18 protein-coding genes are annotated in these 17792 nt (G+C 64.8%); 14 read left to right on the top strand and 4 right to left on the bottom strand.

Going from position 1 to position 17792, the window contains the following annotated elements; all coding sequences use genetic code 11:
* Positions 1 to 78: 78 nt before the first annotated feature.
* The 3 genes from KMZ29_RS18030 to KMZ29_RS18020 are packed head-to-tail and all read left to right on the top strand — an operon-like array spanning position 79 to position 3001.
* Positions 79 to 1047: a Bug family tripartite tricarboxylate transporter substrate binding protein gene (locus tag KMZ29_RS18030; protein ID WP_215620488.1), complete on the top strand. Its 969-nt coding sequence runs from the start codon at positions 79 to 81 to the stop codon at positions 1045 to 1047.
* Complete coding sequence (locus KMZ29_RS18025) at positions 1044 to 1937, top strand: amidohydrolase family protein (protein ID WP_215620487.1); 894 nt, start codon at positions 1044 to 1046, stop codon at positions 1935 to 1937. Before KMZ29_RS18030 ends, KMZ29_RS18025 begins: the two co-directional genes overlap by 4 nt.
* A 14-nt stretch (positions 1938 to 1951) precedes the next feature.
* The gene (locus KMZ29_RS18020) at positions 1952 to 3001 is read left to right on the top strand and encodes a hydroxyacid dehydrogenase (RefSeq protein WP_215620486.1); all 1050 of its coding nucleotides are present in this window, start codon (positions 1952 to 1954) and stop codon (positions 2999 to 3001) included.
* A 10-nt stretch (positions 3002 to 3011) separates the two neighbouring features.
* Here KMZ29_RS18020 and KMZ29_RS18015 read toward each other — a convergent pair whose 3' ends face one another.
* Positions 3012 to 4715, bottom strand: coding sequence for a thiamine pyrophosphate-binding protein (locus tag KMZ29_RS18015; protein WP_215620485.1), 1704 nt, complete (start codon positions 4713 to 4715; stop codon positions 3012 to 3014).
* A gap of 99 nt (positions 4716 to 4814) precedes the next feature.
* Here KMZ29_RS18015 and KMZ29_RS18010 point away from each other — a divergent pair, with 99 nt between their 5' ends.
* Positions 4815 to 5111 carry a hypothetical protein gene (locus tag KMZ29_RS18010; RefSeq protein WP_215620484.1) on the top strand — a complete coding sequence of 99 codons (297 nt, stop codon included), beginning with the start codon at positions 4815 to 4817 and terminating at the stop codon, positions 5109 to 5111.
* A gap of 108 nt (positions 5112 to 5219) precedes the next feature.
* Entirely contained in the window at positions 5220 to 5432 is a 213-nt protein-coding gene (locus tag KMZ29_RS18005; protein ID WP_215620483.1) for a hypothetical protein, read from the top strand.
* A 4-nt stretch (positions 5433 to 5436) separates the two neighbouring features.
* Here the strand turns inward: KMZ29_RS18005 and ald are convergent, their stop codons facing one another.
* Positions 5437 to 6552, bottom strand: coding sequence for an alanine dehydrogenase (gene ald, locus KMZ29_RS18000; protein ID WP_215620482.1), 1116 nt, complete (start codon positions 6550 to 6552; stop codon positions 5437 to 5439).
* Between the two features lie 154 nt (positions 6553 to 6706).
* On the opposite strand from ald, the gene KMZ29_RS17995 reads away from it, so the two are divergent.
* Entirely contained in the window at positions 6707 to 7210 is a 504-nt protein-coding gene (locus KMZ29_RS17995; RefSeq protein WP_215624326.1) for an Lrp/AsnC family transcriptional regulator, read from the top strand.
* Between the two features lie 10 nt (positions 7211 to 7220).
* On the opposite strand, the gene KMZ29_RS17990 is transcribed toward KMZ29_RS17995, so the two are convergent.
* Positions 7221 to 8144 carry a helix-turn-helix domain-containing protein gene (locus KMZ29_RS17990; RefSeq protein WP_249779958.1) on the bottom strand — a complete coding sequence of 308 codons (924 nt, stop codon included), beginning with the start codon at positions 8142 to 8144 and terminating at the stop codon, positions 7221 to 7223.
* A gap of 151 nt (positions 8145 to 8295) precedes the next feature.
* On the opposite strand from KMZ29_RS17990, the gene KMZ29_RS17985 reads away from it, so the two are divergent.
* The 6 genes from KMZ29_RS17985 to KMZ29_RS17960 are packed head-to-tail and all read left to right on the top strand — an operon-like array spanning position 8296 to position 14317.
* Positions 8296 to 9519, top strand: a complete 1224-nt coding sequence (locus KMZ29_RS17985) for an amino acid ABC transporter substrate-binding protein (protein WP_215620480.1) — start codon at positions 8296 to 8298, stop codon at positions 9517 to 9519.
* Positions 9520 to 9550: 31 nt separating this feature from the next.
* Positions 9551 to 10420 carry a branched-chain amino acid ABC transporter permease gene (locus tag KMZ29_RS17980; protein ID WP_249779727.1) on the top strand — a complete coding sequence of 290 codons (870 nt, stop codon included), beginning with the start codon at positions 9551 to 9553 and terminating at the stop codon, positions 10418 to 10420.
* Positions 10417 to 11355 (top strand): branched-chain amino acid ABC transporter permease, encoded by a 939-nt coding sequence (locus tag KMZ29_RS17975; protein ID WP_215620479.1) that lies wholly within the window; start codon positions 10417 to 10419, stop codon positions 11353 to 11355. Before KMZ29_RS17980 ends, KMZ29_RS17975 begins: the two co-directional genes overlap by 4 nt.
* The gene (locus KMZ29_RS17970) at positions 11352 to 12101 is read left to right on the top strand and encodes an ABC transporter ATP-binding protein (protein ID WP_215620478.1); all 750 of its coding nucleotides are present in this window, start codon (positions 11352 to 11354) and stop codon (positions 12099 to 12101) included. The genes KMZ29_RS17975 and KMZ29_RS17970 overlap by 4 nt, the downstream gene beginning before the upstream one ends.
* Positions 12094 to 12819, top strand: a complete 726-nt coding sequence (locus KMZ29_RS17965; protein ID WP_215620477.1) for an ABC transporter ATP-binding protein — start codon at positions 12094 to 12096, stop codon at positions 12817 to 12819. Before KMZ29_RS17970 ends, KMZ29_RS17965 begins: the two co-directional genes overlap by 8 nt.
* Positions 12820 to 12865: 46 nt before the next feature.
* Positions 12866 to 14317, top strand: a complete 1452-nt coding sequence (locus tag KMZ29_RS17960) for an aldehyde dehydrogenase (RefSeq protein ID WP_215620476.1) — start codon at positions 12866 to 12868, stop codon at positions 14315 to 14317.
* Between the two features lie 91 nt (positions 14318 to 14408).
* Here KMZ29_RS17960 and KMZ29_RS17955 read toward each other — a convergent pair whose 3' ends face one another.
* A complete protein-coding gene (locus KMZ29_RS17955) occupies positions 14409 to 14957 on the bottom strand; it encodes a cupin domain-containing protein (RefSeq protein ID WP_215620475.1) in 549 nt (182 codons plus the stop codon).
* Between the two features lie 212 nt (positions 14958 to 15169).
* Between KMZ29_RS17955 and aptA the strand changes: the two genes are divergently transcribed.
* Entirely contained in the window at positions 15170 to 16450 is a 1281-nt protein-coding gene (gene aptA / locus KMZ29_RS17950) for an omega-aminotransferase AptA (protein ID WP_249779957.1), read from the top strand.
* 74 nt (positions 16451 to 16524) lie between these two features.
* Positions 16525 to 17790 (top strand): D-amino acid dehydrogenase, encoded by a 1266-nt coding sequence (locus KMZ29_RS17945; protein WP_215620473.1) that lies wholly within the window; start codon positions 16525 to 16527, stop codon positions 17788 to 17790.
* Positions 17791 to 17792: the final 2 nt, after the last annotated feature.

The raw sequence follows: 17792 nt of genomic DNA, 5'->3' as shown, positions 1-17792 counted from the left end.
GTAGCGGCGACCTGTGCCTTTGGGGTATGCCTCTGTGCGATAAAAGAAATCGAAATAATGAATAGCGGGAGGGGTGCCATGGACAGCTTTCTGAGGTGGGCCGTCGTCGCGGCGGCGATGTTGAGCGCGGGTGTGACTGCATCCGCGCAGTCGTCGTTTCCGTCGAAGCCCGTGCATATCTTCGTGCCCTATGCGGCCGGTGGCGGCGTCGACATCCTCGCCCGCACGCTGGGCGATGTGGTTTCAAAGCAATGGGGTCAATCCGTCGTCGTTGAAAACCGGCCGGGGGCGGGCGGCCTGGTCGCGTCGCAGGCGCTCGTCGCATCGCCGCCGGACGGCTACACCCTGATCGTCGTCGCCAGCGGCCACGCCACCAATCCGTTGCTGCACCCGAAAATTCCCTACGATACGTTCAAGGACTTCACGCCGATATCGCTGCTGGGGTCGTCGCCCAACATCCTGCTGGTGCGTGCCGATTCCCCGTTCAAGTCGCTCGGCGACATGATCGCGCAGGCGCGCGCCAAACCGGGAAGCCTGTCCTTTGCCTATGCGGGCACCGGGACATCGACGCACCTGGCCGGCGAACTCCTGAAGAATCTCGCCAAGATTGATCTCAATGCCGTTCCCTACAGGGGCGGCGCACCCGCCATCAACGATCTCCTGGGCGGACAGGTTGCGATGTCGTTCAACAACGGGCCGGAATCAATCCCGCAGCTCGAGGCCGGCACGGTCCGTGCGCTCGCGGTCACCACTGCTTCGCGGGCGTCGCTGCTACCCAACGTGCCGAGCATGTCCGAGACCGTGCCGGGCTACGACACAGAAGTCTGGTGGGGCCTGCTCGGGCCGGCCGGCATGCCCGCCGATCTCGTTGCCAAACTCTCGCAGGACTTCGTCGCGGCCTTGAACACGGACGCCGTGAAGGCGCGGCTGGCCAAGCTCGGCGCGTCGCCGATCGGCAGTTCGCCGAAAGCGTTCGATGCCAAGATTCGGGCCGACTACGAGAAGTGGGCGCCGATCGTCAAGGCCGCCGGCATGAAGGCCGAATGACATTGACGATACAAGCTTGCCTGCCGCCGCGCGATGTCAGCCGGCCGAAAGTACCGCCGCCGCCCGATGCCTGCGATACCCATGCGCATGTGTTCGGGCCGGCGGCGCGGTTTCCCTACACCCCTGATCGCAGCTACACGCCGCCGGATGCGCCGCTCGAGAAATATCTCGGCATGCTCGATGCAATCGGATTTGCGCGTGGCGTGCTGGTGCAGGGTAGCGCGCATGGCCGCGACAATTCCGCCATGCTCGATGCGCTGGCGCGCCGGCCCGACCGCCTGCGCGGCGTCGCGGTGGCCGACGCCGATATCGCGCCGGCGGAGCTTCGGGAGTGGAATCGTCTCGGCGTCCGCGGCCTGCGCTTCAATCATTTCTTCCGCGACGGGCAATTGCACTACCGCGGCGGCGTGCCGCTGTCGGCGGCGCAAACGCTCGCGCCCGTCATGGCCGAGCTCGGATGGCATCTTCAGCTCTGGATCGACGTCAAGGATCTGCCCGAGACCGTGCCGGTTCTGAAATCGCTCGGACTGCCGGTTGTGATCGATCACATGGGCCGCACCGATGCCCGCGCCGGCACTGGGACGGAAGGCTTTCAGAGCCTGCTGCGTGCGGTCGCTGACGGCTGGTGCTGGGCCAAACTGTCGGGCGCCCATCGGCTCAGTCGCAACGCGCCCGAATATCCCGACGCCCGGCCGTTTCATGAGGCGCTGGTCTCCGCCAATCCGGAACGGCTGGTGTGGGGCGGCGACTGGCCGCATCCGCGCGTCGAAGGCGAAATGCCCGATGCCGGACACCTGTTCGAGCTATTTCAGGCGTGGACGCCGGATCAGGCCACGCAGCATCGCATCCTCGTCGCCAATCCGGCCAAACTCTATGGCTTCCCGAACTGAAAGTCGCAGCAACCATGTCCGTGAACAACAAGCGCGTGTTCTACGTCAAATATCTGGCGCACCCCATATATGCCGAGATGCTGGCGGCGCGGCCCGACGTGCGGCTCGACCGGATCGAAAACGAAACGCCCGAGGAAGTCTTTGCGCCGATCCTGGCTTCGGCGCATGCCTATCAGATCGGCGCCGCGCGCGACGAACTGGCGCCGCATTTCCACGCCCATGCCGAGCTGTTGAAGCGGGCGCCGAACCTGTTGATCGTCTCCAGCAACGGCGCCGGCTTCGATCCCGTCGATGTCGAGGCCTGCACCGCGGCCGGCGTGCTGGTCGTCAACCAGTCCGGCGGCAACGCCCATTCCGTGGCCGAACATGCGCTCGGCATGATGCTGACGCTGTCGAAACGCATCATCGAGGCGGACCGCGCGCTGCGGCGCGATCCCAATGTCAACCGCAACGCCCTGATCGGCACCGAGGCGCAGGGCAAGACCATCGGCATCGTCGGGCTCGGCAATGTCGGCCGCCGCATCGCCGAACTGTGCAAGGGTTTGCTCGGCATGAAGGTGCTGGCCTACGACCCCTATCTCTCGGCAGCCGAGATGGCGACGCGCGGCGGCGAAAAGGTCGAGCTCGATGAGGTGCTGCGCCGCTCCGATTACGTCTCGATCAATTGTCCGCTCACGAAAGAGAGCCGCGGCATGATCGGCGCGCGGGAATTCGCGCTGATGCAGCCGCATGCTTATTTCATCACCACCGCCCGCGGCTTCATCCATGACGAAGCGGCGCTTTATGATGCGCTGCGCGACAAGCGCATCGCCGGCGCCGGCCTCGATGTCTGGGCCAAGGAGCCGCCGCCGCCGGACCATCCGCTGCTGCAGTTCGACAACGTGCTGGCGAGCCCTCATACGGCGGGAGTGACCAGGGAAGCGCGGATCAATATGGGCCGGATCGCCGCCGAGCAGATGCTCGGCGCGCTCGACGGCAAGCGGCCGCCGCGCATCATCAACCCCGAAGTATGGCCGGCCTACGCCAGGCGTTTCGAGCGGGCTTTTGGGTTTGCGCCGGGCTAGCGGTTTGCCCTTAGTCCGCAGCGGCTTTCGTTTGCCGCTGTTCGGCCGCTACGCGCAGGTTGGTAATGGTGGTGCGTGTCGAGATCTGCTCCGGATCGGTGCACAGTTCGATCAGCGCTGGACGTTTCGCCGCGATGGCGCGCTCGAGCGCCGGCGAAAAATCCCTGGTGCGGGTGATGCGCTCGGCATGCGCCCCCATCGCCTTCGCCATCGCCACGAAGTCGGGATTGACGAGGTCGGTTCCGACGACGCGCGAAGGGTGCTCGCGCTCCTGATGCATGCGGATGGTGCCGTACATGTTGTTGTTGAACAGCAGAATGATCGGCTTGCCGCCGTGCTGAACGGCGGTCGAGATTTCCTGTCCGCTCATCATGAAACCGCCATCGCCGACGCAGCCGATCACGATGCGATCCGGGTGGACCAGCGACGCGGCAACTGCCGCCGGCACCGAATAGCCCATCGCGCCGTTGGTGGGACCGATCTGGCGGCCCGGCCGCGCGTAGGTCAGATAGCGCTGCGGCCAGCCGGTGTGATTGCCGGCGTCGAGCGTGACGATCGCGTTGTCGCCGATCCGCTTGCCGAGTTCGACCATCGCGGCGGCGACGTCCAGCGCCTGGGTGCAGTCGGGCGCCGCGACCGCGTTGAGATAGTCGGTTCGGGCGGATTTGCGCCAGGTGCTCCAGCGATCCGCGGCAAACCAGCGGCACTCGGTCAGGCCAGCCATGAAATTGTCGGCAGACGACAGCACGGCGATGTCGGGCGTGAACACCTTTCCGAGTTCGTCGGCGTCGGCGTGGACATGGACCAGCCTCGGTCGGGCCGTTGGCGCCGAAAGAATGGTGTAGCCCTGGGTGGTCATTTCGCCGAGGCGCGCACCGATCACGAACAACAGGTCGGCTTCCTTGAAGCGCTGCACCAGAGCGGGCGGCCCGGATGTGCCGAGATCGCCGGCGAAGCATGACGACCGGTTGTCGAAAGTATCCTGCCGGCGGAACGAGGTCGCGACCGGAATGCCGTTGGCCTCGGCAAAATCCTGCAATTGGGCGCAGGCGCGGTCGCTCCAGCCAGGACCTCCGGCCAGGATCATGGGCTTCTTCGCGCCATCGAGCAGTTCGCGAATTGGCGCGAAGGCCTGCGGCGGGGCGGCCGGTTGCGTCGGCCGATAGCAAACCGCATCGCCCGCCTGTGTCACTTCGGTCAGCATGTCCTCGGGCAATGCCAGCACCACCGGGCCAGGGCGGCCGGAGGTCGCGATATGGAAGGCGCGCGCGATATATTCGGGAATCCGCGCCGTGACATCGATCTGCGCCGCCCATTTGGCGACAGGGCCGAACATCTGACGGTAGTCGATCTCCTGAAAGGCTTCGCGATCCATCATATCGCGGCCGACCTGACCGATCAGCAGGATCATCGGCGTCGAGTCCTGGAATGCGGTGTGGACACCGACCGACGCATGGCACGCGCCGGGACCCCGCGTTACCATGCAGATGCCGGGCTTGCCCGTAAGCTTGCCGTAGGCCTCGGCCATGTTGGCGGCGCCGGCCTCATGACGGGCGTTGACGAGCTTGAAGCGGTCGCGCACATCGAACAATGCATCCAGCACCTCCAGATAGCTCTCGCCCGGCACGCAGAACGCCATGTCGGCGCCGTGGATCAGGAGCTGATCGACCAGGATCTTTCCGCCGGTGCGCGCATTGGAAAAGGGCAGAGTCATCGCATTGTTCTCCAATAGAGCGATACTTGAACGCATCGCCGTTTGGGCGGCGAAAGCCGGCGTCATCAACATGACCAAGATGCTGGTGAACCACTATGGTTGTCGGGAGAACAATTCAACCGTTTCTGGTTGGATGGCGGCAATAAATCCACTGTGAATGAGCCGCCGGACGATGGCCATGTTGCTATTTTCGCCGCGGCCTCGACACGCCTCCCGGGCGCGGCCATTTTCGTTCAACGCGCTGTCTGCGGAACGGTGGTTCCGGCCGGCGCGGAAGGAATTGGCGAGATGCGACAGGTAAACTCATTTTTGCGCTCGGCAACGTCCCGGATCGGACGCCGCTTCAAGCTGATCGTCGCCATTGCGGCCGCAAGTCTGCCGTCAGCCGGCGCCTGAGGCCGCTTCGGGCAGTTCCGCCGTATTTTTGATCACGGTCAAAACCTTCTCCGTATGATAATTCTATATGGGCCTGTCTTGGCGTTGCGGACGCAAGAGGATGGTTCCATGTCGCGATTTGTCGTCAGGTTCATGAAGGACGTGCTCGGCGAGAACGGCCGGCAGTCCGAAATCTGCCAGAGCACCGTGGAAGTCGATGCTTCGAATGAGGGCCTCGCCACGGAGCTGGCCAAGAAGAAATTCTGCGAAACCCAGTCGCTTTGCGACTGGTCGCTGCATGCCGATCGAATTCAGGTCAGGCAGGCTGACTTCCCGTCCTGAACGCTCAGGCGCCGATCGCGCCTTCAATCGGGGAGCAGGCCAGGCCCAGACTTTCGGCAACCGCCTTATTGGTGAGGCGGCCGCGGTGAACGTTGAGGCCCGCACGCAGATGGGGATTTTGCGTCACCGCCGCGAAGCCGAGGTTCGCCAGCGCCAGCCCGAACGGCAGCGTCGCATTGTTCAAGGCATGGCTTGAGGTGAGGGGAACCGCACCGGGCATGTTCGCCACGCAGTAATGGATGATTCCGTCGACCTCATAGGTCGGCTCGTCATGCGTCGTCGGACGAGACGTCTCGAAGCAGCCTCCCTGGTCGATCGCGACATCGACGAGTACCGAACCCTGCCGCATGGATTTCAACATTTTCCGGTTGATCAGCTTCGGAGCGCTTGCACCGGGGACCAGCACCGCGCCGATCACAACGTCGGCGGCGAAAATCTCCTGTTCGATTGCCTCGGTGGTGGGGAAGCGGGTGCGGACTCGGCCCTGGAACAACTCGTCGAGTTCACGCAGCCTCAGGATCGAGCGGTCCAGGATCGTGACTTCCGCACCGAGCCCAACGGCCATTCGCGCAGCGTGGGAGCCGACGACCCCGCCGCCGATGACCACGACACGGGCAGGAACGACACCCGGCACGCCGCCGAGCAGAATGCCGCGGCCACCGGCGCTGCGCTTCAACGCCGAGCCGGCCGCTTCGATGGAGAGTCTTCCTGCGACCTCACTCATCGGAGCGAGCAGGGGCAGCCCACCCTTCGCATCCGTGACCGTCTCATAGGCGATCGCGGTGCAGCCGGAGGCCATCAGGCCTCTGGCTTGTTCCGGATCCGGCGCCAGATGCAGATAGGTGAAGAGGATCTGGCCTTCGCGCAGCTGGGTCCATTCGCGAGCCTGGGGTTCCTTGACCTTCACGACCATGTCGCTGGTTGCGAAGATTTCGGCCGGCGTGTCGGCGATGGCAGCTCCCGCCTTGCGGTAGGCCTCGTCGGTTGCGCCGATCCCGGCACCCGCATTGGCCTCGACGACGACGCTATGGCCGGCAGCTGCGTACTCACGAACGGTGTCCGGTGTGAGTCCGACGCGATATTCATGAATCTTGATCTCCTTCGGCACCCCGATCCGCATCGTTCGACACTCCTTCTTGGAATCCAAGGTTGATATTTTACGGTGGATTCGGGTTAAGAACCTTGCGATATCGGCGATTTATTTCGATTTTTTGCTGAAAAGCTGCATAAAATGGCGGTATGGCGCAGGAATCGAAATGACGGGAATCAAGACGATGCAGCTCGACAATATTGATACGACGATCCTGTCAGAACTCACGATCAATGCCCGGGCGAGCCAGGTTGAACTTGCCGAACGCGTGGCGCTTTCAAGCACCGCGATCGCCCGGCGGCAGAAGATGCTCGAGGAAGAAGGCTTCATCCGCGGCTATCAGGCCGTGCTGGATTTGGCGCGCTTTGGTCTCTCCACCACCGTTCTGGTCAGGGTCACCCTCGAAAGCCAAAACGAGAATGCGCTCAAATCGTTCGAAGCCGCCGTGATCAACTGTCCGTCAGTCGTTCGATGCTTCCTGATGTCCGGCAGCGACGACTACATCGTCATCGTCATGGCGCGGGACATCGAGGACTTCGAACGCATCCACAGGACCGAGCTTTCCCGGTTGCCGCGGGTGGCGCGGATTCAATCGAGCTTTGCGATGCGCGAAGTCGTGAACCGCGCCGTCCCGCCGGTGATCTTTGGCGCAACGCGCCGGCATCGATCCGGTCACGGCGCGCGATAGCCGAGTGGACCTACGGCCAAGCGGCATAGAACGGGCCGCGTTTCGCCTGCTCGGCCCTGGCGCGACGCCGATAGGCGCCGGGCGGAATGCCCTGGTGCTTCTGGAAGAAGCGGCTGAAATAGCCGGGATCGCGAAAGCCCAGACCGTATCCGATCTGCTCGACCGGCAGGTCGAGCTGGTGCAGGCGGGTGCGGGCCTCGTGGATCAGCCGCTCATGGATGATGGCGCGGGGACTGCGCGATTTCTCGCGCTTGCAATGCGCATGCAGCTTGTCGCAGGTGACGCCGAGCACGGCGGCGTAACGCGCAATCGGCCAGCCGTCGCGATAGTGCAATTCCACCATCTGCAGAAAATTTCCGACCAGCCGCGGACCGTCGCCGCGCAGCGCATCCTCACTGCCGGATTCTTCCGAGGCTGCCGAACGCCACAGATGCAGGCAGAGCTGCAGCACATGGGATGAGATCATGGTCATGCCGCCGCGTTGCGGCGCGTGCAGTTCCCGCACCAGCATGGCGCAGGAGTTCGTCACGGCGTCGAGCGCGCCGTCGATCTGCGCGCCGCTCAGCATCACGAGGCGGTCGGTGGTGCGCCGCAGGTGCAATGCCTCCGGGCTGCCGGCCACCGTTCGCGTCAACAGATCCTCCGAAACCGCGATGAGGTAGCCTCGCGCGCCGGCCTCCACCTGAAGGTCGCCCTCGACCTCGCAGGGCAGCCAGAGCAGGGCGGGGGCTTCGAACTTCACGACCGTGCCGCGCAGGACGGCCGAGCCGCGTCGGCTCTCGATCAAGAGCAGATGCGCGCGCCGCACGTTATCCTCCTGGATGACCCAGTGGCGCGGCGCGAGCCCGCCGAAAAATCCCTCGGCGTGCAGGGCCGAACCCGCCTGCGCGAGGAAGCCGGCGGGGCCGGAAGGGACAAGCGTCGTGTCGAGCACCTGGGACAATCCGTCGCTCCAATCGGGAGGAAGCTGACGGATTGATACAATCTTTGCCCGGATACGTCTAATCTCTTGTCGAAACCGCTCGAATAGTCTCCCCGGGTCGAACGCCATCAAGGCGACGGACGGAATGCTCTGGGAGGAGAACATGGTTTCATCAGTCACACGCCTGGCAGCGGGATTGGTCGCGATCGCCGGGGTCGCCAGTTTTTCGGTCGGGCCGGCCCTGGCGCAGACTTCGGTCAAGATCGGCTACGCCCTGTCGCGCACCGGGCCGAACGCCGGCGGCGCCGCGGTAACCACGCTGCCGAACTACGAAATGTGGGTGAAGGAAGTAAACGCTGCCGGCGGTCTGAAGATCGGCGACAAGCGGGTGCCGATCGAGATCGTGCAATACGACGATCGCTCCAGCGCGGAAGAGGCAGCAAAAGCGCTGGACCGGCTGATCACCCAGGACAAGGTCGATTTCATTCTGCCGCCCTGGGGGACCGGCCTCAATCTCGCGGTCGGACCGATCCTGAACAAGGCCGGCTATCCGCATCTGGCCGCCACCGCGGTCACCGACCGCGCGCCTGAACTGGCGAAGCGCTGGCCGAACAGTTTCTGGCTGCTCGGCACCAGCGCCGGCGCGGCCAATACGCTGGTCGAGCTCCTGGTCAAGCTGCGCGGCGAAGGCAAGATCGGCGACACCGTCGCCATGGTCAGCGTCGCCGACGGTTTCGGCATCGACCTTTCGGGCGCAGCGCGGCCTGCACTTGCCAAGGCCAATTTCAAGCTGGCCTACGACAAGACCTACCCGGTCGGCACCCAGGACCTCAGCCCGCTGGTCAACGAGGCCAAGGCGCTCAACCCCGATGTCTTCATCGCCTTCAGCTATCCGCCGGATACGCTTGGGCTGACCGAACAAGCCCGGATCGCCGGCTTCAATCCCAAGATATTCTACACCGGCGTCGGCACCGCATTTCCCTTGTTCAAGGGGAAGTTCGGCGCCAACGCCGAGGGCGTGATGGGAATCGGCGGATGGAACGGCGACAGCCCGGCGATCAAGGATTACCTGGCGCGCCACAAGGCGGCGTCCGCGAACGGCGCCGAGCCGGATCGCTGGGCGAGCTCCGTGACCTACGCCAGCCTGCAGATGCTGCAACAGGCGATCGAACGCGTCGGCAAGATCGACCGCGCCGCGGTTATCAAGGACCTGCAGACGGGGACCTTCGACACCGTGATCGGCAAGGTCAAATTCGAGAACAACTTGCCGACCAAGTACTGGTGGGTCGGGCAGTGGCAGGGCGGCGAGTTCTACGGTGTCGGTCCGGCCACCAACGAAGGCGCTCGGACTCCGATCATTCCCAAGCCGGCATGGAAGGCGCAGTGATCTCCAGATCGCTGCGGCAGATCCGGGGTCAATGACCAACGCCATCCTCACCGGCCTCATGCTCGGGGGCATGTATGCGCTGATCGCCATGGGCTTGACCCTGCAATATGGCGTGGCGCGGATCATGAACCTGTCCTACGGCGAGTTTCTCGTCGCGGCAGCCTTTGCTTCGTACTGGCTGTTCACGGGATGGGCCTTGAATCCGCTGGTGGGGCTGGCGATCGTCGTTCCCACAGGCTTCGGCGTGAGCATGATTCTGTATCGAGTCCTGCTCACGCCGCTGGTGCGCCGCGCGCCGACGCGCGACGCGCTGGAGGTGGACAGCATCCTGGCTACCTTTGGCATGATGTTCATCGTTCAGGGCATCATGCTGACGATGTTCGGCGGCGCCTATTTCAGCTATTCGTTTCTCTCGATTCCGGTTGCCGTGCTCGGTGAAACCCTGGCCTTGAACCGGCTGATCGCTTTCGGCCTCGCGGTGCTGTTCGGCGTCGCCCTCTATCTCGCGCTGACCCGAACCCGGTTCGGCACCGCGATACGCGCCGTGGCGGTCGATCCTTCCGCGGCGCGGCTGGTGGCGATCGACGTCCGCTGGATCTCGGCCTTCGCCTTTGCCATTGGCGGCGCGCTGGTGGCTGCGGCAGGCGTGTTGATCAGCATGTTCCTCACCTTCAGCGCGTCGTCGGGCGTCGTCTTCACCATGAAGGCGCTGATCGTGGTGGTGATGGGCGGCGTCGGCAATCTGCTCGGCTGCCTGGTCGCGGGCCTCGCGCTTGGCCTCAGCGAATCCCTGGTGGCAACCTTCGTCGATCCCGGGCTGACGCTCGCGGTGAATTTCGCGCTATTTCTGGGGGTCCTGCTGGTGAAGCCGGCAGGCCTGTTCGGCAGGGCACAGCGATGAGGCCGGCGCACATCGCGGCTGGCATCGCCGCCGTCGCGGGCCTGGTGGCGCTGGCGCTGCTGCCGCTCTACGCGGACGCGTATCATCTTTCGCTCTCGATCGGCCTGCTGCAGTTCACGGTGCTTGCCACCGCGTGGGGACTGTTCTCCGGGCCGACCCGTTACGTCTCGCTGGCGACGACGGCGTTTTTCGGCGTCGGCGCCTATACCGTGGCGGTGCTCGGCGAACTGCTGGCATGGCCGCTGGTGCTCCTGATCGCGGTTGCGATCGGGGCGCTGATGGCGGTGATCGTCGGCGTCTCCACGCTGCGGCTCAGCGGCCTGCATTTCGTGATCTTCACCTTCGGCCTCGCCGAACTCGTCCGTCAGCTGGTGATCTGGTACGAGGTCAACAAGACCCGGGTGCTCGGCCGTTACGTGTTCGTCGATATCACCCAGAGCGACATCTACTGGCAGCTGCTCGGTCTTGCGGTGGCGGTGTTCGCGATCGGCTGGCTCATCGCCCGCTCGCGGCTCGGCTTCGCGCTGCGCATCATCGGCGAGGACGAGACGGTCGCCAGACATTGCGGCATCAATGTCACCTTTGCCAAGGTGGCGCTGTTTGCGATCAGCGCGATTTTCATGACCCTGGTCGGCGCGATCATGGCGCCGCGCTGGACCTATATCGAGCCTTCGATCGCGTTCAATCCGACGATTTCGTTTGAGGTCGTGATCATGGCGCTGCTCGGCGGCGCGCACCGGCTGTGGGGGCCGGCGGTCGGCGCGATCCCGCTGACGCTGTTGTTCGAGTTCCTGTCGGCGCGTTTTCCCTCTACCTCGACCCTGATCATCGGCATCGTCTTCCTGCTGATCGTCTATGCGCTGCCATCAGGCGTCGTCGGATTGTGGGAGCGCGCGCGCTGGCGGCGGCCGGCCGCGCAAGGGGAGCAGCCATGACGACGGCCGCATCCTCTGCGCCGGTTCTGGAGATAGCGGGGCTGACCCGCGCCTTCGGCGGGCTGGTCGCGGTCAATGCCGTCGATCTCGTCGTGCATTCAGGCGAAATCGTCGGGCTGCTCGGTCCCAACGGTTCCGGCAAGACCACCGCGCTCAATCTGGTTTCAGGCGTGCTGCGTCCGGATTCCGGGAGCATCCGCTTTGCCGGACAGGCCATCCAGGGCATGCCGGCCTATCGCATCGCCCGTCTCGGCCTCGCGCGCACGTTTCAGCTGGTTCGTGTGCTCAACGGCATGAGCTGCGCCGAGAACGTCAAGGCAGGCCTCGCCTTCCATCGACCGCATCTGGCGCGCGGCGAGATCGACGATACCGCGCACCGGCTGTTGCAGCGGGTCGGGCTGTCGGGCCGTGGCGGCTTTTCGGCATCCGAACTCACTTACATCGACTGCAAGCGGCTCGAGCTTGCCCGCGCGCTGGCGCTGAAGCCGCGGCTGTTGCTGCTCGATGAATGGCTCGCCGGCCTGAACCCGTCGGAACTCCTGATCGGAATCGAGTTGATCCGCTCCCTGAAAGACGAGGGCCTGTCGATCCTGCTGGTTGAACACGTCATGGACGCGATCCGCTCGCTTTGCGACCGCTGCGTGGTCATGAACAGCGGCCGCCGGATCGCCGAAGGCCGCCCTGACGAAGTGCTGGCCGATCCGGCCGTCGTCGAGGCCTATCTCGGAGTAACGACCGATGCTTGATGTCTCGGCCGTCAGCGTCGCCTATGGCCAGCATCGCGCGCTGAGCGATGCGGCGCTGACCGTCGGCCGCGGCGAGATCGTCGTCATCCTCGGCGCCAATGGCGCCGGCAAGACGTCGCTGTTGAAGGCCATCGCCGGCATCGTCCCGTGCCTGCCCGGCAAGAATGTCACTCTGTCCGGGCGCGACCTTTCCCGCCTCCCGGCGCATGAGATCGTCGAGGCGGGACTGGCGTCGGTGCCGGAAGGCCGCGGTATCTTCGGCGAACTGACGGTCGCTGAAAACCTGCTGCTCGGCGCCAATCCGAAACGGGCGCGCGGCAGCGAGGCGGCGCGGCGCCAGCAGGTGCTGTCGCTGTTTCCCCGTCTCAACGAACGGCTGCCGCAGATGGTGCGGACCATGAGCGGCGGCGAGCAGCAGATGGTGGCGATCGGCCGCGCGCTGATGTCGAACCCGGACATTCTGCTGCTGGACGAACCGTCGCTCGGATTGTCACCCCTGCTGGTGCGCGAGTTGTTTGCAGCACTCCGGCAGGTGCGCGAAACCGGCGTCGGCCTGTTGCTGGTCGAGCAGAACGCGCGGGAAAGCCTCGCACTCGCCGATCGCGGCTATCTCATCGAGAACGGCAGGATCGTCGGCAGCGGCACGGCACAGGCGCTGCAGTCCGATCCGGCGGTACGACGGGCCTATCTCGGCGGAATCGAGACCGGCGCGGCATGAGCCGGACCAACAAGGGCCGCGGAATCTTTAGGGAGAGGAGAGGGCGATGAATCAGATCAACCTGTTGCTCGAGAACAAGGACGTTCAGGCGATCGACGGCGTGACCTTCGAGCGCCTCAACCCGATGACGGGAGAGGTCGCCACGCGGGCGGCGGCGGCCAAGATCGCCGACGTCAAGCGCGCAGCCGATGCCGCCGCGGCGGCCTTTCCGGCGTGGTCGGCGACCGGGCCGAGCCAGCGCCGCGCGATCCTGCTCAAGGCAGCGGACGTGCTGGCGAGCAAGGCGCCGCAGTTCATCGAGCTGATGGCGGCGGAGACCGGCGCCACCGCCGGCTGGGCGGGATTCAATGTGCATCTTGCCGCCGGCATGCTGCGCGAGGCGGCGGCGATGACGACACAGATTTCCGGCGAGGTGATCCCCTCCGACAAGCCCGGTTGCATCGCGATGGCGATCCGCCAGCCCGCCGGCGTCGTGCTCAGTATCGCGCCCTGGAACGCGCCGGTCATCCTCGGCGTGCGCGCGATCGCATTGCCGCTGGCCTGCGGCAATACCGTTGTCCTCAAGGCTTCCGAAATTTGCCCGGGCACGCACCGGCTGATCGCGGAATGCCTGCGCGAGGCGGGCCTGCCGCCGGGCGTCCTCAACGTCATCACCAATGCGCTGGAAGATGCGCCGGGGCTGATCGATGCGCTGATCTCCCATCCTGCCGTGCGCCGCATCAACTTCACCGGCTCGACACGGGTCGGGCACATCATCGCCCTGACTGCCGCGAAATATCTGAAGCCCGTGCTGCTCGAACTCGGGGGCAAGGCGCCGCTACTGGTTCTCGACGATGCCGATATCGATGCCGCGGTCGCAGCCGCAGCCTTCGGCGCTTTCATGAACCAGGGGCAGATCTGCATGTCGACCGAACGGATCGTCGTCGACAAGAAAGTCGCCGATGCCTTTGTCGCCAAGCTCGCGACCAAGGCGGAAACGCTGGTGGCCGGCGATCCCCGCAAGGGCAATACCGCGCTCGGCTCCCTGATCGGGGTCGAAGCCGCCAACCGGATCCAGGGCCTGATCCAGGATGCGATCGGGAAGGGCGCGCGCGTCGTGGCCGGCGGCAAGGTCGACGGCACCCTGATGTCGGCGACCGTGGTCGATCACGTGACATCGACCATGCGGATTTATGGCGAGGAGTCGTTCGGCCCGGTCGTCTCCATCGTCCGCGTCAACGGCGTGGACGAAGCGGTGCGGGTCGCCAACGATACCGAGTACGGATTGTCGGCGGCGGTATTCGGCCGCGACATTGCGCGGGCGCTCGAAGTGGCGAAGCGGATCGAGTCCGGCATATGCCACGTCAACGGGCCGACCGTGCACGATGAGGCACAAATGCCGTTCGGCGGCGTCAAGGCTTCCGGCTACGGCCGCTTCGGCGGCAAGGCCGGCATCGCCGAGTTCACCGAGCTGCGATGGATCACGATCGAGACGGGTCCGCAGCACTATCCGATTTGAGGCGGCGCTAGAGCTGGCATCGAATTTTCTTCGATCGCGAGGTCGAACGGAATAGAGACGCCAACGTCGTTTCGATCAAACCCTGCCGCCCTCAGAATGTCGGTGGTGTGCAGGCGCTGATGACCTCGCACGGTTTGGCGCCGATGCAGCGGAACCGATGCGGCCGGCGGCTCTCGAAATAATAGGCGTCGCCGGGTCCGAGGATGCGGCGCTCGCTGTCCACGGTCACCTCCAGCCGGCCACTGAGAATGATGCCGCCTTCTTCGCCATCATGGACCAGCGGAACGCGCCCGGTGTCGCCACCCGGTTCGTAACGCTCCTTCAGGATCTGCAGCGCGCGGCCGAACAGGTTGTCGCCGACCTGGCGAAAGGAGATCGGCCCTTTGCCGATCTCGCTCAACTCGTCGGAACGGTAAAACGCCTTGCGCGGCCGGTCGGGCTCGAGCGCGAAGAATTCCGCCATTCCCATCGGGATGCCGTCGAGGATGCGCTTGAGCGCGCCGACCGAGGGATTCATCTGGTTGGATTCAATCAGCGAGATCGTCGAGTTGGTCACCCCGGAACGCTTGGCGAGTTCACGCTGGGACAATTTGTTACGGCTGCGGACGAAGCGCAGCCGGTCGCCGACATCGATGCTCATCGCCACTCCCGGACTTGAGATGCTGCTGTTGAGGGTGTTGCGGATCACACAAATATTATCAATCAAAAGGCGTGAAATCAATGACTTATGAGATCAAAGAAAAGGACTTGATGCATATTCTTCAACATGATGTCGATGCGGAAAGCCGCAAGCAGGAGCCCGCCGTGACCATTCACCAGATCCCGAACACGCTAAGCCTCGACGCATTCTGGATGCCGTTCACGGCAAACCGGCAGTTCAAAGCGGAGCCGCGCCTGATCGCCTCTGCCGAAGGTATCCACTACACGACGGTCGATGGCCGCAAGGTGATCGACGGATCGGCTGGGCTGTGGTGCGTCAACGCAGGCCATGGCCGGCGGGAGATCGCGGATGCGGTTTCCCGGCAGCTGATGGCGCTGGACTATGCGCCGTCATTTCAGATCGGGCATCCGATCGCGTTCGATTTCGCCGAGAAGCTGGCGGCGATCGCGCCCGCCGGCCTCGATCGCGTCTTCTTCACCAATTCCGGTTCCGAGTCCGTCGACACGGCACTCAAGATTGCGCTGGCCTATCATCGCGCCGCCGGGCAGCCGACGCGCACCCGCCTGATCGGCCGCGAGCGCGGCTATCATGGCGTCGGTTTCGGCGGCATGTCGGTCGGCGGCATGGTCAACAACCGCAGGGCGTTCGCCACGCATCTTCCGGGCGTCGATCATATCAGCCATACCCACGATCTCGCCCGCAACGCCTTCAGCAGGGGCCTGCCGGCTCATGGCGCCGAACTCGCTGACGACGTCGAGCGTCTGGTCGCGCTGCACGGCTCCGAGACGATCGCGGCGGTTATCGTCGAGCCCGTCGCCGGCTCGACCGGCGTATTGCTCCCGCCGCAGGGCTATCTGCAGCGCCTGCGCGCGCTGTGCGACAAGCACGGCATCCTCCTGATCTTCGACGAGGTGATTACCGGATTCGGCCGCCTTGGCGCACCCTTTGCCGCCAACTATTTCGGCGTCACGCCCGATCTCATCACTTCCGCCAAGGGAATCACCAACGGCACGATTCCGCTGGGCGCGGTATTCGCGAGCCGCAAGATCCACGATGCGCTGATGGTCGGACCGACCAGCCAGATCGAATTGTTCCACGGCTATACCTATTCCGCCCATCCGGTCGCCTGCGCGGCCGGGCTTGCGACGCTGGAAATCTACCGGAAGGAGAACTTGCTGACGCGTGGCGCCGAGCTTGCCGATTATTGGCAGGACGCGATGCATTCGCTGCGGGGCTCGCCGAACGTGATCGATATCCGTGCCATCGGTCTCGTCGCGGGCATCGAGCTGTCGTCACGGCCGGATGCGGCAGGTAGCCGCGCCTACGATGTCATGGTTGACTGCTTCAACCGCGGCCTCGTGGTCCGCGTCACCGGCGACATCATCGCAATGTCGCCGCCGCTGATCATCGAGCGCGGCCAGATCGACGAAATCGTGACCATACTCGGCGACGCGCTGAAGCGCGTGGCCTGATCCTTGCTAGTCAGCGGGCTGCGGAGAGTTTCGAAAGCGATGGCGCAGCGGCCGCAGCGGGAGCATGGACGATCGTGAAGGTACTGGTTCTCGGCGGCGGCGTCATCGGCGTTACCACCGCCTACTATCTCGCAAGGAGCGGGCACGAGGTCACGGTCGTCGACCGCCAGGCGGCGACTGCGCTCGAGACCAGCTTTGCCAACGCCGGGGAAGTATCGCCCGGCTACTCTTCGCCGTGGGCCGGGCCGGGCGTACCGGTCAAGGCGGTCAAGTGGCTGTTGATGAAGCACGGACCGCTGGTGATCCGCCCGAAGCTCGATCCAGCGATGTGGCTGTGGCTCGCCAAGATGCTGCGCAACTGCACCTCGGCGCGCTATGCGGTCAACAAGAGCCGCATGATTCCGCTGGCCGAATACAGCCGCGATTGCCTGCGCACGCTGCGCGCGGAGACCGCGATCCGTTATGACGAGCGCAGCCGCGGCACGCTGCAACTGTTCCGCAAGCAGTCCCAGGTCGATGGCATCGCCGACGACATCGCGGTGCTGAAGCAGTATGGCGTGCCATACGAGGTGCTCGACCGCGATGGCTGCGTCGGCGCGGAACCGGCGCTCGCCGCCGTGAAGCACAAGATCGCCGGCGGCCTGCGGTTGCCGCAGGATGAGACCGGCGATTGCCACATGTTCACGCAGGCACTCGCGGCGCATGCGGCGAAGCTCGGCGTTCAGTTCCGCCTCGAGACAACAATCGAGCGGTTGATGGCTGACGCCACGGGGATCGCCGGTGTCGCAACGAGCGCGGGCGTGTTGCGGGCCGACGCCTATGTGGTCGCGCTCGGCAGCTGGTCGTCGCGCCTGCTCAGGCCGCTCGGCATTTCGATCCCGGTCTATCCGGTCAAGGGCTACTCGATCACCGTGCCGATCGCCGATCCCGATGCGGCGCCGGTATCGACGGTGATGGACGAAAGCTACAAGGTGGCGATCACGCGGCTTGGTGACCGCATTCGTGTCGGCGGCACCGCCGAGGTGTCAGGTTATTCGAACAAGCTCCATCCGGCCCGACAGGCGACGCTCGACCATTCCCTGACCGACCTGTTCCCGCGCGGCGGCCGGCTGGCGGAGGCCACATTCTGGAGCGGGTTGCGGCCGATGACGCCGGACGGTCCGCCGGTGATCGGTGCGACCCGCTACGCCAACCTCCATCTCAACACCGGTCATGGCACGCTCGGCTGGACCATGGCGTGCGGCTCGGGGCGTGTGCTCGCCGATCTGCTTTCGGGCCGCAAGCCCGACATCGACACCGCCGAACTGGCGATCACCAGATACGACAATCGTTTCGGTTGATC

It is taken from the genome of Bradyrhizobium sediminis (genome assembly GCF_018736085.1).
GTDB lineage: Bacteria > Pseudomonadota > Alphaproteobacteria > Rhizobiales > Xanthobacteraceae > Bradyrhizobium > Bradyrhizobium sediminis.
Note: the sequence above shows the minus strand (reverse complement) of the source record. Positions and strands in the feature narration are given on the sequence as shown.

What these genes read in the sequence shown, in the direction of transcription:
- KMZ29_RS18030 (WP_215620488.1), top strand. Translation starts at nt 79, where the DNA reads ATGGACAGCTTTCTGAGGTGGGCCGTCGTCGCGGCGGCGATGTTGAGC.
- KMZ29_RS18025 (WP_215620487.1), top strand. Translation starts at nt 1,044, where the DNA reads ATGACATTGACGATACAAGCTTGCCTGCCGCCGCGCGATGTCAGCCGG.
- KMZ29_RS18020 (WP_215620486.1), top strand. Translation starts at nt 1,952, where the DNA reads ATGTCCGTGAACAACAAGCGCGTGTTCTACGTCAAATATCTGGCGCAC.
- KMZ29_RS18015 (WP_215620485.1), bottom strand. Translation starts at nt 4,715, where the DNA reads ATGACTCTGCCCTTTTCCAATGCGCGCACCGGCGGAAAGATCCTGGTC.
- KMZ29_RS18005 (WP_215620483.1), top strand. Translation starts at nt 5,220, where the DNA reads ATGTCGCGATTTGTCGTCAGGTTCATGAAGGACGTGCTCGGCGAGAAC.
- ald (WP_215620482.1), bottom strand. Translation starts at nt 6,552, where the DNA reads ATGCGGATCGGGGTGCCGAAGGAGATCAAGATTCATGAATATCGCGTC.
- KMZ29_RS17995 (WP_215624326.1), top strand. Translation starts at nt 6,707, where the DNA reads ATGCAGCTCGACAATATTGATACGACGATCCTGTCAGAACTCACGATC.
- KMZ29_RS17985 (WP_215620480.1), top strand. Translation starts at nt 8,296, where the DNA reads ATGGTTTCATCAGTCACACGCCTGGCAGCGGGATTGGTCGCGATCGCC.
- KMZ29_RS17980 (WP_249779727.1), top strand. Translation starts at nt 9,551, where the DNA reads ATGACCAACGCCATCCTCACCGGCCTCATGCTCGGGGGCATGTATGCG.
- KMZ29_RS17975 (WP_215620479.1), top strand. Translation starts at nt 10,417, where the DNA reads ATGAGGCCGGCGCACATCGCGGCTGGCATCGCCGCCGTCGCGGGCCTG.
- KMZ29_RS17970 (WP_215620478.1), top strand. Translation starts at nt 11,352, where the DNA reads ATGACGACGGCCGCATCCTCTGCGCCGGTTCTGGAGATAGCGGGGCTG.
- KMZ29_RS17965 (WP_215620477.1), top strand. Translation starts at nt 12,094, where the DNA reads ATGCTTGATGTCTCGGCCGTCAGCGTCGCCTATGGCCAGCATCGCGCG.
- KMZ29_RS17960 (WP_215620476.1), top strand. Translation starts at nt 12,866, where the DNA reads ATGAATCAGATCAACCTGTTGCTCGAGAACAAGGACGTTCAGGCGATC.
- KMZ29_RS17955 (WP_215620475.1), bottom strand. Translation starts at nt 14,957, where the DNA reads ATGAGCATCGATGTCGGCGACCGGCTGCGCTTCGTCCGCAGCCGTAAC.
- aptA (WP_249779957.1), top strand. Translation starts at nt 15,170, where the DNA reads ATGCCGTTCACGGCAAACCGGCAGTTCAAAGCGGAGCCGCGCCTGATC.